Here is a 13,853-nt window from a genome sequence, read left to right as displayed (position 1 = left end):
CGCCGTGCAGATCAGGCGGGAGACCGACATGACGAATCAGGCAAGGGCCCAGCCCCCTGGTGCTCGACCAGCGGCTGAAAAAGATCTCCACCGTGGGAACGGTGCCAGCCGTTACGGGGCCCAGCGTGTCCTCAGTGAATCGGTAGCAATGAGTCCGATCGCCCGTCATCGGCGTTCTGGAACACTCCAGGCGCAACCGCGCCCGCACCGTCGCCGATTCGGCTCCGTGGTCACTTTCGCACCGGCCCGGCAACCGCGCGGGGCAGGTCGGGAACAGCGCCCGGCCCGCAGGGCGCGGACGCCGAAGAACTAGCTGGTCAGCCTGCTCTTACCAGTCAATTGACTGAATGTACGGTCTAACCATGACCGTGCCACTCTATGTACAGATCAGGCGAGAGTTCGAAGCGAAGATCCGGGCCGGGGCCCTGCCCCCTGGCTCGCGTCTGCCAAGCGAGATGGATATCTCCGCCGAGTACGGCGTCAGTCGTGCTACGGCCCAACGGGTCCTCAACGACCTGGCCGAGGCGGGACTGGCGATCCGCCGGCGGCGCCATGGAACGTTCGTCGCGGACGTGACGCGGCAGATCAATCTGCTCAACTTCGTCACCCCCACGGCAGCCGCAAAGGGCGCACCGGGCAGACACGAAGTCGTTTCCGCGCGGATCGTCAGGGCAGCCGACGCCATCCTGACGCTCCCCGGCGCCTCCGCCGACACGGCCGTAGTGGAACTGGTCCGCCGCAAGCTGAACGTACGCGAGGAGCCCCAGTCGGTCGAGCGGCACGTCGTGCTTTTCGCAGCCGCCCCCGACCTGCTGAACGAGAACCTCGAAGACCTCGTCACCCTCCCGTATCTGCAGCGCAGAGGAGTACCGATCGACGCGATCCGGCTCTACCTCGACCCGGTGGTCCTCGACGAGCACGACGCCGCATTGCTGGACAGCGAGACCGGAACGCCCGCGCTGATGAGACGCAGGGAGTTGCGTGCCGACGACGGAAGCACCGTCGAGGTGGTGACGACCCTCGTCCGTCCGGGAACCGCCGAGTTCTTCCTGGAGCTTCCCGTCCCCGCCATATGAGCAGCGTGCCGCTGCCAGAAAGGAAATGAGCACACAATGAAGGTCATCATCGTCGGTGCCGGAGTGCTGGGTGTGAGCGTCGCGAGGCAGCTTGCCGTCGCCGGCGAGGACGTTCTCCTGCTCGATCAGCGGGGAGCCGGCACCGGTACGACCGCGACCACGTTCGCCTGGACCAACTCCAGCCGGAAGCCCGACCCCAACTACCACCGGCTGAACCTCGCGGGGATGGAGGAGCACGCCAGGCTCGCCGCGCAACTGGACGGCGCACCTTCGTACTTCCCCAGCGGGGCGCTGCAGTGGGCGGACGCCGCAAACGAGCAGCGGCTCGCCGGCAACGTGGAACGACTGCAGTCCCTCGGCTACCCCGCACACTGGGTCACCCCCGACGAAGCAACGCGGATCGCGGGCGGCCTCCGCATCCCGGCGGCCATCACGTCCATCGCACACTTCCCCAGCGAGGGATACGTTCTGCCGGACCGTTTCGTGAACAACCTGCTGGCGGACGCCGAGCAGCACGGAGCCAAGTACGCGATCGGCGAGGTCGTGGCCATCGACGACAGGCCTGACGGAGTATCCGTCACCCTGGCCGGAGGCGAGGTCTGCACGGGCGATCGAGTCGTCCTGGCGGCAGGCCGCTGGACAGAACGGCTCGCCGCACGGGCCGGGATCGACGTTCCCATGGTGACGGATACCGGTCGCGGAGCGCAGACCGTCGGCCTGCTCGGGTACGCCAGGTCACCACAACTCGACCTGCGCTGCGTGATCCACAGCCCCGGCCTCAACCTCCGTCCCGAGGCCGGCGGGCATACCGTCCTGCAGGCTCTCGATCTGAACGCCCACGTCGATCCGGCAGACCCTCCGTCCGCGGACGGGGACATCGCGAGCACCCTCGCACAGCGGTTCTCCGCACTGCTGCCCGACCCGGGCCGGGTACCGGAGATCGACCTGCGCATCGGCTTCCGGTCACTGCCCGCGGACGGCCACACCGTCGCCGGCTATGCCTCCACGCGGTCCCGCATCTACTGCCTCGTCTCGCACAGCGGGGTCACCCTGGCGCCGATTCTGGGACGGCTGGTCGCGACCGAGATCTCAACCGATCAGGAGCAGGACCTCCTTGGGGCCTTCCGGCCCACACGATTCACCGGCGTACGGCGCTCGGACATCGAGGTGGATCAACACGCCACCAGTCTGGGCGAGCAGTAGCCGACAGCCCTACACCGCGATTCCCTTCACGGAAGGCCTGATGGCTTGACTTCCTCCCCCTCGTTCACGAGAGGGAGGAAGTCAACGTGCATACCCGTACTGCGTGCGGGAGGCTGTGACAGCGGCTCGCCCGGCGCGCCTCCCCCCGTCGTTCCGGGCGGGCCGTGTGCCGCAGGTGATCGTTCCGCGCCCCTGGAATGAGCCGGGGGTGGGGTCTCTGGTGCCGTGGCCTGGACCGCTCCGATGGACTTAGGGTCTCTGTGTGAAGGCCTTCGCTCGGGAGGAGCAGCGGCGCGATCTGGCCGGTGTCGTGTACGTACCTGCCGTACAAGACCCTGACCGGCGCGGAGCGGCGCTGCGCGCCGAGAAGGCGCTCGTCGCGCTGAAGGTGCGCTACGGCGGATCCGACCCGGAGCGGGCTCCCTGGCTCGTTGCCGCGCGCCCTTTCCCACTCGGGCCCGACCTGACACGGCAGCTCGAACAGCTCGGTACCGCCGTCTTCGCGCTGTGCGACACGGCTCAGGACCTGTACGCGGAGGGGGAGCCGCACGTCCGGGCCGCACTGGACATCGGTGTGCCCGAGGACCTGCGGGGTCGCGACCTGGGCCGTCGCATCGAGCTGTTCCGGCTCGACGTCGTCGTGAGCCAGGGCATGCCGCAGGTGACCGAGATCGAGGAGGCCTTCGGCAACGTCGGAAAGATGCACGCCTTCGAGCGGGCGTACGACGTGGGTGCCGGCGACCTGTTCCGGGCCTTTCACCGGCGCGGAATCGAGCGGATCTGGATGGACGACCAGTACCCCACGTACCGGCCGGAGAACGAACTCGCCGCCCGCCGCATGCGGGAGCAGTTCGGCCGCCCGGTGGATGTGGAGTTCTTCTCCTGCTTCCGCGACGACGGGCGCAGGGGCTGGCGCTTCTGCTATGTCAAGGAGCTGCGGCAGTACGAGGAGCGGCTCCGCCGGGAGATCTTCGCGGCGGCGGAGCGGCTGATCAACCCGCTCTTCCACGGCTACGGCACCAAGGCGCTGCTCTCGCTCGTCTGGGACCCGGTCCTGGAGTCCCGGATCGCCGGGCGGCTCGGTGCCCGGACCATGACCGTGCTCCGCAGGGGCGTCCCGCGGTCGCAGGTACTGCCAGCCCGTCCCGACCCGGCACTTGTCGAGCAGCTCAGGGCGTGTGGCCGCGAGAAGGTGCTGAAGGTGATCGACTCCGACACCTCGGAGTTCACCTGGGGAAGCCGGGGAGTCTTCTTCGGCGACCACTCGGCCAGTAGCTGGCGCCGCGCGCTGGACGCGGCCGCCGTCGGCCACGTCCCGGGTCGCCCGGAGGCTACCGGCTCCCGTTTCGTGATCAGTGACCTGGTCGACAGCGACCGGTTCGACGTCGAGTTCCTCCACCCGCAGAGCAGGCAGCTGTGCCTGCTGCCGAGGGCGCGTATCCGCCTGACCCCGATCTACGCCCGCGAGGGGCCCGGCAGCGAACTCCTGGGCGGCCACGCCACGTTCGTCAACACCAGCCGAAAGGTCCACCTGGGCCACCACGCCGTCTGCACGCCTTTCGTCCCGTCCTTCACCCAGGCCTGAGTGCCTGTTTCTGAGAAGCCGTTATCTGGGCCGACTCCGCCTACGCCGGAAAACTCGTGACCTGGGCCAAGACCTACCTCGGCATCATGATCAAAACGGTGCGACGCCCGCCGGACGCGAAGGGCTTCGTCGTCCTTCCCCGCCGCTGGGTGGTTGAACGATCATGGTCGTGGATCATGAGGGCCCGCCGTCACTGCCGCGACCACGAACGCCTTCCCGAGATGAGCGAATCGTTGATCACGTGGGCGGCCGTCACCTTGATGACGAGGCGTCTGACCCGCCGCACGACCCGGCCTGCCGAACGGCGCGACGTCAGCCCGTACTACCTCGCGCAAGCCGCCTGACGCAGGCGCTCACCCCGGCAGCTCCGCATCAGCGCGCCTCTGGGCGCGGCACTGCCCTGTCCGGGGCTCCCCACCACGCGTTGAGTCATGGATGGAACCGCCACCGGCCTTCAGAAATGACATCCACCTTGCCGTCCCTGACGCGAACGGCCGTCTCGTCGTCGATGAAGTAGATCGGGAAGTCCGCTCGCGCAGCGATGCGATCAGCCCAGGCGTCGTCCCGCTCGGGGAAATCCGGCGAGTACAGGTGAGGCTTGAGATACCAGTCGAAGAAGCCGAACGGCGGCTCCACGGTCGTCGCGCCAAGCACGTGGAGGTCCGTGGTGTCCCCGATGACGTCAGCGGAGTGTCCGGTGAGATTACGGCTGAAGATCATTGATCCGGCGCTGACACCCACATAGACCCGGCTCTCCAGCGCCTTCAGGAAGCCGTCGGCCACGCCGTTGCCGGTGATGCTGCGCGCGAGGTGGTAGTGGCTGCCGCCCTCAACATAGATGACGTCGGCGTGGAGCAGCCGGTCAAGCAGCATCTGCCGGGGCAGGCCGTTCAGCTCCAGGACGTCGAACTCCCGCCAGCCGAGGCCGTACAGCCGGTTCATGCCCTCGACGAACCATCCGTGGTCCCCGGGCTCGGCGACTGATGCCGTGGGAACGTACACGATGTTTGCCGATCCGAACGGCTTTCCCAGCATGTCCCGCAGCGCATCCCGCAGTGTCTCGTTGCGCAGACCACTCGCCGTCAACAGAAAGTTCATCGGGCGAGCCAAGCACGGCTGGCGGGCGCGCGCAACGAACCCAGGATCCACCAATACCGTCATCAGAGCAACCTATCCAGCGCACCGCTCGGGACACCACGAATCCGGCTGGATGCGCTCCCCGGGTCAGCAGCGAAGCAGGCCGACCATCAGCACGACGGCTCATTGTCAGTACTGAACTTGAATGCGTGATGTCGGTCGGCAAGTGGCGCGGTCGTCGTCTCTTTGATCACTGACGAGCCAGGCGTCATCAGTAGACGATGGACACGATCTTGCACGCAGCTTCGGCAAGTCGGCGCTCTCCCTGGACGCGGGCTCGGCCAAGGGCAGTGGAGGGATCGATGCCACGTGTGCACAGGCGCCAGGCGGTTTCTGTGTCCAGGAGTACCGATGCGGTCGGCCTGCCGCTGGGCGGTTCGGCCAGTGACCAGCGGTCCACAGTGGCGGTGGCGGTCCACCTGCCGCTGGCCGGCCCCTCGACGATCACTTCGATTTGGGCCCCGGCAGGTGCTGTCGTATGCCGCAGGGTGTGGGGCAGGGCCCGCATGAAGGCGTCCAGGACCGTGGACAAGGCGTGCGGTTCCGGGTCGGTGTCGCGGCCGACGGCATGGCGGATCTGCTGCCGGTGTGTCCAGTACTCGGTGAACTCCCGGGCGACGTCCAGCCATCCTGGCGCCGGCTCGGCTCCTGCCCACGACACGCCCAGGGCGGGCGCTTTGAGGTCGGCGGTGGCGAATCGCTGGGCGAGCTGGGTCCCGGCCACTTCCAGGGCATCGATGAGCGAGGCGGGGCTGTCATCGGCGCGGAGGTCGACCCATTCCTGATTGGTGCGGTGGATGAACGCCTCCAGCGTCTCTCCAGGCGTGAAGGCACGCCGGTGTCCGCCTGGGGTGCGACCGAGGCGTCCGTAGTAGTCGCCGAGGATGTGGGCGGCAAGGTCATGCACGGTCCAGTGCGGGAGTGCTGTCCTGCTCCAGTCAGCGGGCCGCAGGCCACGCAAGGTGTCGAGGAGCGCTCCCAGCTCCGAACCGAACAACGGGCGAGCGTCGATCGGGTCGCCCAGCCAGGAAGTGCCGGACACGCCATTGGACTCGGGAGTCATGGTCAAAGCCTGTCAGTCGGGAGCTCCGGTCTGCCATCGAATACTCCCCGCGCCGCAAGGGGGCTTGTGCCAGTCAGCCGTCCGAGACCAGACCGGTGCCGGCCAGGCAGCCGTCGACCAGGTGGGGGCGGTATTGGATCTGTTTGAGCCTGCGCTTCACGGCCCGGGTGATCTGCCCAAGGTCGGCGGCGGCAAGGTTCCCAATGTCACGCTTGATCAGGGACCAGATGCCTTCCTGCGGGTTCAGGTCCGGAGCGTAGGAGGGCAACTGGAAGACGGTGAGCCAACGCGCGTTTTCGGCGATGAACTCCCGCATCCCGGCGGTCAGATGCAGGCGCACGTTGTCCCACACCAGCACGATCGGACCGCCGAGCTGGGTGCGGGCACGGACGAGCAGGTCGCGCAGATCACGCCAGCCGAAGCCCTTCGGCTCATCCTTGCGGCCGTGATACTCGCGGACGGCATAGATCAGCCGGGATCGCTCGCCCGGCCGGTAACAGACCATCCCGGCCATCGACACCCGTCCGGAGCCCCGGCCACGCACCCTCACCACCGGCGTGCAGCCGACCCGCCCCCAGGACTTGGCGCGCGGCGGCGTCAGCGACTGCCCGGCCTCGTCGGCGAAGACGATCCAGGCTCCGAGCACCGCCGCGGTGCTTTTACCCGCGGCCAGACCTCCTTCTTCCACAGCTCCACCGCATCCTCGTCACGCTCGATCGCGCGCCTCGCCGGCTGCTGCCACGACCAGCCATGCCGCTTCAGCAGCCGCCACGTCCCCTCCACCGTGTACGAGACGTGAAACAGCCGACCGATCAGCGTCTTCACCCGCGCCAGCGTCTACCGCTGATCCGCCCACCCATGCACCAGCGGCCCACGCTCCAACTCCCGCTCCAGCCGAACGACCTGGGCATCGCTGAGCTTCGACCGACCCGGCGAGCCCTTCGACATCACACCTGTCTCGCCCCGTTCACGCCAGGCCCGCCGCCACCGCTCCACCGACCGCTCGCTCACCCGCAGCGCGACCGCAATCTGTCGGTTCTTCTCCCCACGCTTGAAGCGATCCACGGCCTGCAGCCTGATCCGCTCCCGTGCGGCCCTCGCAGCATCGGTCAACCCACCACCCTGCGCGTACCTCACGGCCAGAGTGCTACCGGTACGCACCGGTCCCCGTCAGGCGAACCGACCCGACATCACCCAATCAAGTTCAGTAGCCAGTTGGAATTCTCCGCAGGCGGCCAGTTGGTGGGGAGCTATCTGGCCGCCGGTAATCACTCAGCGTGGTGTTGTCGATGGTGGACGGCCTGTGGGTTGTGCGCCAGGTCCACCGAGGCAGGTTCGCCGTCCCAGTCTGCCTATTCGCCGGGGCCGACCGGCTCACGGCCAGGTCGGGGATGGCTGCTGTGTGACTTCGCCGAAGATCATGCGGTGCCCGCGGGCTGTGTCCACGTATTCGCGGACCCTGTGGATCAGGTTGTCCCGGAGCTCGAAGACGAAGCAGTAGTCGTTGGTGTAGTGGTTGCCGTTGGCGAGCGTCGCCGTCATGGTTGCCTCCACGGTCACCCGCTCGCCATCGGTGTGGGACCCGTGGAAGGAGACCGTGACGTCACGCACGAACAGACGGGGGAAGTCCTCGGCGAAGAAGCGCACGATTGCGTTCCTGCCCACCATGTGGTTGGTCGCGTCGAATGCGACGGCAGTGGCGTTTCCAGGGGGCGACAGCCATTCGGCGTCCTCGGTGAGGACTGCGCGGATCCGATCGGGGTCGTTGCTGGCGAGCGCCTGGAAGGCGTTTTGGATGATGTTGTGGCTCATGAACCCACTGTCACCGTTACTGTGCACCGACGTATTGGACAAATGTTCCGGTCGATTTCCTCTTAGCATGGGGCCATGCGATCCACTGCGCATGAGCGTGGGGCTGTGGCCGGGTGGGGCGTCGTGAGGTCGTCGAGGCCCAGCCTGGTCGCCGGTGTCAGCATGGCCGGGTTCCGCGGCGGTAGCGCGGGTCCGGTCGACGTGCGGGTGGTTCCGCACCCGGCGGTCACGCTGGTTCTGGAGTTCGGTAACGGCCCGCTCGTTGTGGATGCCGCCACCGGCCGGCAGCAGCGGGGAAATCTTGTCGCCGGGTTCTTGCACGATGCTGTTCGCGTGCGAGGCGAGAACATCGAGTGCGTGCAGGTGCGCCTGTCCCCGGTGGTCGCACGCGCCGTGCTGGGCGCCTCCCCATCGGAGCTGGACCGTACCGTGGTCGCCCTCGACGACGTGTGGGGTCAGGACGCGGCACGGATCCGACAGCAACTCGGGGATGCCACGTCGTGGCAGGACCGTTTCGTGTTGGCGGAGGCGTTGCTCGCCCGCCGAGCAGAGACGGGACCGTCGGTGGACCCCCAGATAGCCTGGGTCTGGGACAGGATCCTCGTCAGCCGCGGCCGGGCCCGGGTCGAGGACCTGGCGGCCGAGGTCGGGTGGAGCCGCAGGCGCCTGTGGTCCCGGTTCCAGTCGCAGATCGGACTTCCCCCCAAGCGCGCCGCAAGGCTGGTCCGCTTCGACCATGCCGCCCATCGCCTGGCCACGGGTGAAGGCGCGGCCCGGGTCGCGGCGGACAGCGGCTACGTCGACCAGTCTCACCTGCATCGGGACGTTCGGGCGTTCACCGCAATGACTCCGGCGACCGTGGTCGACCAGCCATGGCTGGCGGTGGACGGCATCGCGTGGACGGGGCCCGGCGTCGGCGAGTCGGACTGACACCTCGCCCCGCGCAGTACGCACCGCTCGGCCGGGCACAGAGATCGCCTCCACCCAGTGGAGCACAACTGCGTTCGTTCCCTGACTACCGTCCGTGAAACCGGAACTGGCCGTACGTGGGGAACTCGAACTGGCCGCTGTCAGCTCATCGCCGTCACCGCTGGCCATGACGCCCGATCACCCGCCGAAATCTGAAACAGACATCTCACAGAGCTAGGCGTCAAGCTGCCTCCGCAAGAAGGGAACGGAAGATGCCCAGGCCGCTGCCGTGTTCCTCACCGCGCTCGGCGATGACCGGACGGATCCCACGGGCCCGGAGCAGGCGCCGGTACTTGTCGTGGTCGTAGCCGCGGTCCGCGAGGAGCGCGTCGGGTCGGCGTCGGGGCCGGTCGACGACGCCGGCCACGGCCGGAACCTTGTCCAGCAGCGGCAGCAACTGCGTGACATCGTTGCGGTTCCCGCCGGTCAGCGACACCGCGAGCGGGATGCCCTGCCCGTCGGTGAGGACATGGTGCTTGCTGCCCGGCCGTGCGCGGTCGACCGGGCTGGGCCCGCTTTTGGGCCGCGCCGAGCCGCCCGCACATGGGAGGAGTCGATCACCGCCCCCGACCAGTCCAGCTTCTTCGCCGCCCGCAGCTTCTTCAACAGCATCAGGTGCAACTCGCCCCACACGCCGACCTCGTTCCACGCGGCCAGCCGCCGCCAGCACGTCATCCCCGAACCGAAGCCCAACTCCTGGGGCAGGTAATCCCACTGGATGCCGGTATGCAGCACAAGCAGGATCCCGCGCAACGCCTGCCGGTCCGGTATCCGTGGCCGCCCCTCCACCAGCTTCGGACCCGACTCCGGCAGCAACGGCTCGATCAGCGACCACAGTTCATCCGACACGATCCATGGCCGAGACTGTCGTGTTCCCACGACCAGACCAACGACCATCCAAGCCGAAAGTCACATGATCAACCACTTCTGTTAGGACCTCTAAGGCGGACGCCCCCTGCAAGCCGCAGCCTGACCAGCTCCGCCCACCCCTTCGCGGCCATCACCGCTGCGAGGATGCCGCCCCTTGGTCGCGCCGCCCCGGCGGGGCGACGAGCCGTGTTCAGGAGGCGGACGGCCCCAATGCGGCATCCGTACGCGGGGCGCCGGGCCGGGGTTCCTTGAGCTCGATGAACACGGAATGGGTGGCCGTCTGGCCGACATTGCGGCCCTGGTGCTCCTGCGCGTCCAGCCAGCGGGCCTGTCCGGCCTCCAGGCTGACCGGGACTTCCCGGCCTCCGGCCGAGATCACCCGCTGGAACGAGGACAGGGTCACCATGACGGTGTCCGGATGGGCATGCCGGTGCGTCGCATCGCCCGGCGTATCGCGGTACTCCAGCACCCGCACACGTTCGTTCTCCCACAGGACCCGGTACAGCTGCGGGTCGGTGACCACAGGGTCATTCATGGGACTAACGTACCATGACGGCATGGCAGTACCATATGAGTCGACGGGGCGAATCCGGCAGAAGCAGCGCACTCGCGACGCACTCGTCGAGGCCGCCCGGTCCCTGCTGGAGAGCGGACATACCCCGACCGTGGAACAGGCGGCTGAGGCCGCCGGCATCTCCCGTACCACGGCCTACCGTTACTTCCCGAACCAGAGACACCTGCTCCTGGCCGCGATACCGACCATCGACCGGCCCAGCCTGCTCGACCAGGACGCACCCGAGGATGTCCACGCCCGCCTCGACCTGGTCATCGCCGAGCAGACGGAGATCTTGCGCAGGTGGGAGCCGCAACTGCGAGCCGCGCTGCGGCTGTCCCTGGATCAGGAACCACAGACGCCGCGCGACGCCCGCCCAGTGCTGCGGCAAGGCAGGGCCATCGCATGGATCGAGGACGCCCTGGCACCGCTGGCCGAGTCGCACCCGCACATCGACCGCAGACGACTCGCCGTCGCTATTCGCGCCGGCTGCGGAATCGAGGCCTGGGTCTGGATGGTCGACATCGCCGCTGTGTCACGGACGGAGGCCGCAACCCTCATGCGCGAGTCAGCACACGCGCTGCTGGCCGCAGCCCTGGCACAACCCGGTGAACCTTCCCGGTCACAGCACTGACACCGGCTCGCCGAGAAAGGATCACCGTTCAGCGGGATGTCAGCGTGATCGGCGGCGCCGCGTGGAGGCCGCCTCTTGGCAGATACGGCAGATCGGGAAACTGCTGCGGCAGGCGGAGGTCCTCATCATCTCCCGGCCGCGCACGCCGCGGTCATGGCCCGGCCGCCACCCTCGAGCCGGCCGACGTCAGCACCCTGGACCGCGACCGGGACATCCTTGTGCCCACCGGTCTGGTGGTGCTGCCCGAGCCCATCGTGGTCGTCAACCGCACCGGCTCCCTGTCGGACACCAGGGCTTTCGGCTGGCAGTTCATCACCCAGCACCAGATCCTGCCGACCGCCCAGTACCCCGGGGTGCGGGTGACCACGTTCATGGACCGCGACGGGCCGGTGCAGCCGGCTGGGTGGCGGCAGACGGTCGCCCAGGCGCGCGCGTCCGGAAGCCCGCTGCCCCCGCTGATGCCGGACGGCATGTACGGGATGCGGGGAGACGCGTGTCTGGCTGAGGGGAGCACCGAGATGATGGCGGATCTGTCCGAGCGCCACCGGGATCTGCAAAGGGCCCTCACCCAGGCCTCCGAGTGGCGTTCGGAGCCGGTTCCCGAGACCGGGGAGTGGGGCGGCGGCCGGGTGGACGACCCGTATACGACGACTTCACGGGCCGCTACATGTTCGCCTTCTGGCGGCTGATCGCCCAGGGCGTCACGGCCGCCGGCCCACCCCAGACCACTGCCGGGACGCACACGGCAGCGAGCGGCCAGGACGGCTCGGTGCCGCGCGACCCCGACGTACGCGTGATCAGGCTCGCTGCGCCCTCACCCGTCCGTCGGATCCGACGGCGGAGACGAAGAGGGCGTACCACCACCGGTGGCCGGTGTGGATGCACAAGGTCAGGCAGTGGTACCCCAGCCTCCAGGAGCACCGGGTGATCTGGCGAGGCCCCTACATCAAGGGGCCCACCGACGCGCCGCTGATTACCTGACAAGACCCGCCTGATTCCTCCGACTTGACGTATGCCGATATGGGAATACGATGGCTGCCATGGCACGAGCAGCGACGACGTCGGACGTCTTCAACGCGATCGCCGAGCCGCAGCGCCGGGAGATCCTGGTGCTGCTGCGGGCGGGTGAGCGGCCGGTGACCGACCTGGCCCAGGAGCTGGGGATGAGCCAGCCGGGGGCGTCCAAACACCTGCGGGTGCTCCGGGAGGTGGGGCTGGTGCGGGTCCGCGGGGCGGGCAAGCAGCGCCTGTACGGCCTGGACGCCCACGGGCTGCGACCGGTCCACGAGTGGACCGGCGGGTTCGAGCGGTTCTGGAACGAGAGCTTCGACCGGCTGGACACGTACGTGCAGGACCTCAAGCAGGCAAGCCAGGAGGAGTAGCTGATGAGCGCGACGGGACGAGGAGTGCCGACGCAGTCAGCGACGGCCGACCGCGAGATCGTGATCTCCCGGGTCATCGACGCCCCGCGGGAGCTGGTGTTCGAGGCATTCACCGAGGTCCGGCACCTGTCGCGGTGGTGGGGGCCGGAGGGGTTCACCACCACCACGCGGTCCTTCGAGTTCCGCGAGGGCGGGGAGTGGGACTTCGTGCTGCATGGACCGGACGGGACGGACTACCAGGAGTGGATCTCCTGGACCGAGATCGCCCCGCCGGAGCGGATCGCGCTGCTGCACGGTGAGTCCCGCGGCGACCCGAACGCCTTCGAGTCGGTCCTCACGTTCGCGCCCGACGGCGCGGCGACCCGGATCGAGATGCGCACGGTGTTCCCCACCAAGGAACTGCGCGACGAGGCGGTCGAGAAGTACCACGCGATCGAGGGCGGCCGGCAGACCCTGAGCAACCTGGCTGCCTACGTCACCGAGATCGTTCGGAAGGGAGTTGAGGGCTGATGGCCGGGAAGGTGTTCTTCAGCGTGTCGATGTCGCTGGACGGTTTCATCGCACCCGAGTCCCCCGAGGAATTGATGGGGCAGCAGTGGATGGAACTGCAGCAGTGGATCTTCCCGCAGCGGTTCTTCCGGGAGAACCTGAAGCTGGGCGAGGGCGGCGAGGAGGGACGCGACAACGACATCGTGCGGGAGACGTTCGAGCGCACCGGCGCGAGCGTCATGGGCAAGCGCATGTTCGACGCCGGCGAGAAGATGTGGCCGGAGGAGGCGCCGTTCCACACGCCGGTCTTCGTCGTGACGCACGAGAAGCGTGACCTCTGGAAGCGGCCGGGCGGGACCACCTTCCACTTCGTCAACGACGGCATCGAGACCGCGCTCGTCCAGGCCCGCGAGGCCGCCGGCGACCGCGACGTCCGCATCGCGGGCGGCGGCGCGACGATCCTGCAGTACGTGAACGCCGGCCTGATCGACGAGTTCTCGATCGCGCTGTCGCCCGTGCTGTTCGGCTCCGGGATCCGCCTGTTTGAGGGTGTGGACGCGGGCCGCGTGGCGCTGGAGCCGGTCCGCGCGGAGCCCTCCCCGAGGGTGACGCACCTGACTTACACCGTTCGGGAGCGGTAACTGTCCCGAACTCAGCGCTCTCCCGCCGAGGTCATCCCTGAAAGGGCGGGGCCGGTCCAGTGTCGTGCTTGTCCGGGTTCTATTTGATGGATACGGGATGAGGGCGTGCTCGGGCTAGGGGGCGGGGTGGTCCCCGTTCCCGGGTGGTGTGCTGTCGTCCCGCCGGGCGGGTGTTGTGGGGTGTGCTCTTCACCAGGTGTGATGCTGAGTGGCGGCACTCCGGCTGCCGTTCATCCCTCCGCCGCGCCCGCGGTGGTGCTGCGGTGCGGCATGGTGCGGTTCGGCACACGACCGACGGGATCAATCAGAGAAACGGCCTTGCCGCGGTGCGGAGGCCAGAGCTAGGGCGCTTCTGATGTCTCTTGTTGGGGTGGGTGGATCAGTGCTGGGGCCGGGCAGGCGCGTCTTATGGTGCGGCGACACGAACTGACCGACGCGC

Annotated in this window: 13 protein-coding genes and 3 pseudogenes; 10 read left to right on the top strand and 6 right to left on the bottom strand. The window is 68.2% G+C overall.

Features of this window, described 5'->3' with window-relative positions:
• Window positions 1-362 precede the first annotated feature (362 nt).
• From OP79_RS41910 to OP79_RS41895, 4 genes and pseudogenes are all read left to right on the top strand, one after another.
• On the top strand, window positions 363-1,076 hold the full coding sequence (locus OP79_RS41910) for a GntR family transcriptional regulator (protein ID WP_033328369.1): 714 nt from the start codon (window positions 363-365) through the stop codon (window positions 1,074-1,076).
• A 36-nt stretch (window positions 1,077-1,112) separates the two neighbouring features.
• Window positions 1,113-2,279: an NAD(P)/FAD-dependent oxidoreductase gene (locus OP79_RS41905; RefSeq protein ID WP_033328368.1), complete on the top strand. Its 1,167-nt coding sequence runs from the start codon at window positions 1,113-1,115 to the stop codon at window positions 2,277-2,279.
• A 262-nt stretch (window positions 2,280-2,541) separates the two neighbouring features.
• Entirely contained in the window at window positions 2,542-3,864 is a 1,323-nt protein-coding gene (locus OP79_RS41900) for a hypothetical protein (protein WP_033328367.1), read from the top strand.
• Window positions 3,865-3,884: 20 nt separating this feature from the next.
• Window positions 3,885-4,184: pseudogene (locus OP79_RS41895) on the top strand (transposase); the annotation flags it as partial.
• 109 nt (window positions 4,185-4,293) lie between these two features.
• Here OP79_RS41895 and OP79_RS41890 read toward each other — a convergent pair.
• The 4 genes and pseudogenes from OP79_RS41890 to OP79_RS41870 all read right to left on the bottom strand — a co-directional run bounded on the left by OP79_RS41890 (window position 4,294) and on the right by OP79_RS41870 (window position 7,876).
• Window positions 4,294-4,962, bottom strand: coding sequence for a Type 1 glutamine amidotransferase-like domain-containing protein (locus OP79_RS41890; protein ID WP_033328366.1), 669 nt, complete (start codon window positions 4,960-4,962; stop codon window positions 4,294-4,296).
• Window positions 4,963-5,212: 250 nt separating this feature from the next.
• Window positions 5,213-6,064: a maleylpyruvate isomerase family mycothiol-dependent enzyme gene (locus OP79_RS41885; protein ID WP_033328365.1), complete on the bottom strand. Its 852-nt coding sequence runs from the start codon at window positions 6,062-6,064 to the stop codon at window positions 5,213-5,215.
• A 73-nt stretch (window positions 6,065-6,137) separates the two neighbouring features.
• Window positions 6,138-7,201 (bottom strand): annotated as a pseudogene (locus OP79_RS58705) (IS630 family transposase).
• 237 nt (window positions 7,202-7,438) lie between these two features.
• On the bottom strand, window positions 7,439-7,876 hold the full coding sequence (locus OP79_RS41870) for a nuclear transport factor 2 family protein (protein WP_033328364.1): 438 nt from the start codon (window positions 7,874-7,876) through the stop codon (window positions 7,439-7,441).
• Between the two features lie 75 nt (window positions 7,877-7,951).
• On the opposite strand from OP79_RS41870, the gene OP79_RS41865 reads away from it, so the two are divergent.
• Complete coding sequence (locus OP79_RS41865; protein ID WP_033328363.1) at window positions 7,952-8,806, top strand: helix-turn-helix domain-containing protein; 855 nt, start codon at window positions 7,952-7,954, stop codon at window positions 8,804-8,806.
• Window positions 8,807-9,050: 244 nt separating this feature from the next.
• Here OP79_RS41865 and OP79_RS52780 read toward each other — a convergent pair.
• Window positions 9,051-9,742, bottom strand: a pseudogene (locus OP79_RS52780) (IS5 family transposase); the annotation flags it as partial.
• Window positions 9,743-9,905: 163 nt separating this feature from the next.
• Window positions 9,906-10,250: a cupin domain-containing protein gene (locus OP79_RS41850; protein ID WP_033328361.1), complete on the bottom strand. Its 345-nt coding sequence runs from the start codon at window positions 10,248-10,250 to the stop codon at window positions 9,906-9,908.
• 22 nt (window positions 10,251-10,272) lie between these two features.
• Between OP79_RS41850 and OP79_RS41845 the strand changes: the two genes are divergently transcribed.
• The 5 genes from OP79_RS41845 (at window position 10,273) to OP79_RS41825 (ending at window position 13,414) form a co-directional block, all read left to right on the top strand.
• Window positions 10,273-10,902 (top strand): TetR/AcrR family transcriptional regulator, encoded by a 630-nt coding sequence (locus OP79_RS41845; protein ID WP_033328360.1) that lies wholly within the window; start codon window positions 10,273-10,275, stop codon window positions 10,900-10,902.
• Between the two features lie 218 nt (window positions 10,903-11,120).
• Complete coding sequence (locus OP79_RS57500) at window positions 11,121-11,591, top strand: hypothetical protein (protein WP_051745435.1); 471 nt, start codon at window positions 11,121-11,123, stop codon at window positions 11,589-11,591.
• A 351-nt stretch (window positions 11,592-11,942) separates the two neighbouring features.
• Window positions 11,943-12,284 (top strand): ArsR/SmtB family transcription factor, encoded by a 342-nt coding sequence (locus OP79_RS41835; RefSeq protein WP_033328359.1) that lies wholly within the window; start codon window positions 11,943-11,945, stop codon window positions 12,282-12,284.
• Between the two features lie 3 nt (window positions 12,285-12,287).
• On the top strand, window positions 12,288-12,794 hold the full coding sequence (locus tag OP79_RS41830) for an SRPBCC family protein (RefSeq protein WP_033328358.1): 507 nt from the start codon (window positions 12,288-12,290) through the stop codon (window positions 12,792-12,794).
• A complete protein-coding gene (locus tag OP79_RS41825) occupies window positions 12,794-13,414 on the top strand; it encodes a dihydrofolate reductase family protein (protein WP_033328357.1) in 621 nt (206 codons plus the stop codon). Before OP79_RS41830 ends, OP79_RS41825 begins: the two co-directional genes overlap by 1 nt.
• Window positions 13,415-13,853 lie beyond the last annotated feature (439 nt).

Origin of the sequence: Streptomyces yerevanensis, from assembly GCF_000716805.1 — a bacterium.
GTDB lineage: Bacteria > Actinomycetota > Actinomycetes > Streptomycetales > Streptomycetaceae > Streptomyces > Streptomyces flaveus.
Note: the sequence above shows the minus strand (reverse complement) of the source record. Positions and strands in the feature narration are given on the sequence as shown.

Excerpts from the sequence above, each read along its gene's own strand:
- OP79_RS41885 (WP_033328365.1), bottom strand. The coding sequence starts at position 6,064 with ATGACTCCCGAGTCCAATGGCGTGTCCGGCACTTCCTGGCTGGGCGAC.
- OP79_RS41845 (WP_033328360.1), top strand. The coding sequence starts at position 10,273 with ATGGCAGTACCATATGAGTCGACGGGGCGAATCCGGCAGAAGCAGCGC.
- OP79_RS41825 (WP_033328357.1), top strand. The coding sequence starts at position 12,794 with ATGGCCGGGAAGGTGTTCTTCAGCGTGTCGATGTCGCTGGACGGTTTC.
- OP79_RS41835 (WP_033328359.1), top strand. The coding sequence starts at position 11,943 with ATGGCACGAGCAGCGACGACGTCGGACGTCTTCAACGCGATCGCCGAG.
- OP79_RS41850 (WP_033328361.1), bottom strand. The coding sequence starts at position 10,250 with ATGAATGACCCTGTGGTCACCGACCCGCAGCTGTACCGGGTCCTGTGG.
- OP79_RS41830 (WP_033328358.1), top strand. The coding sequence starts at position 12,288 with ATGAGCGCGACGGGACGAGGAGTGCCGACGCAGTCAGCGACGGCCGAC.
- OP79_RS41910 (WP_033328369.1), top strand. The coding sequence starts at position 363 with ATGACCGTGCCACTCTATGTACAGATCAGGCGAGAGTTCGAAGCGAAG.
- OP79_RS41865 (WP_033328363.1), top strand. The coding sequence starts at position 7,952 with ATGCGATCCACTGCGCATGAGCGTGGGGCTGTGGCCGGGTGGGGCGTC.
- OP79_RS41870 (WP_033328364.1), bottom strand. The coding sequence starts at position 7,876 with ATGAGCCACAACATCATCCAAAACGCCTTCCAGGCGCTCGCCAGCAAC.
- OP79_RS41890 (WP_033328366.1), bottom strand. The coding sequence starts at position 4,962 with ATGAACTTTCTGTTGACGGCGAGTGGTCTGCGCAACGAGACACTGCGG.
- OP79_RS41905 (WP_033328368.1), top strand. The coding sequence starts at position 1,113 with ATGAAGGTCATCATCGTCGGTGCCGGAGTGCTGGGTGTGAGCGTCGCG.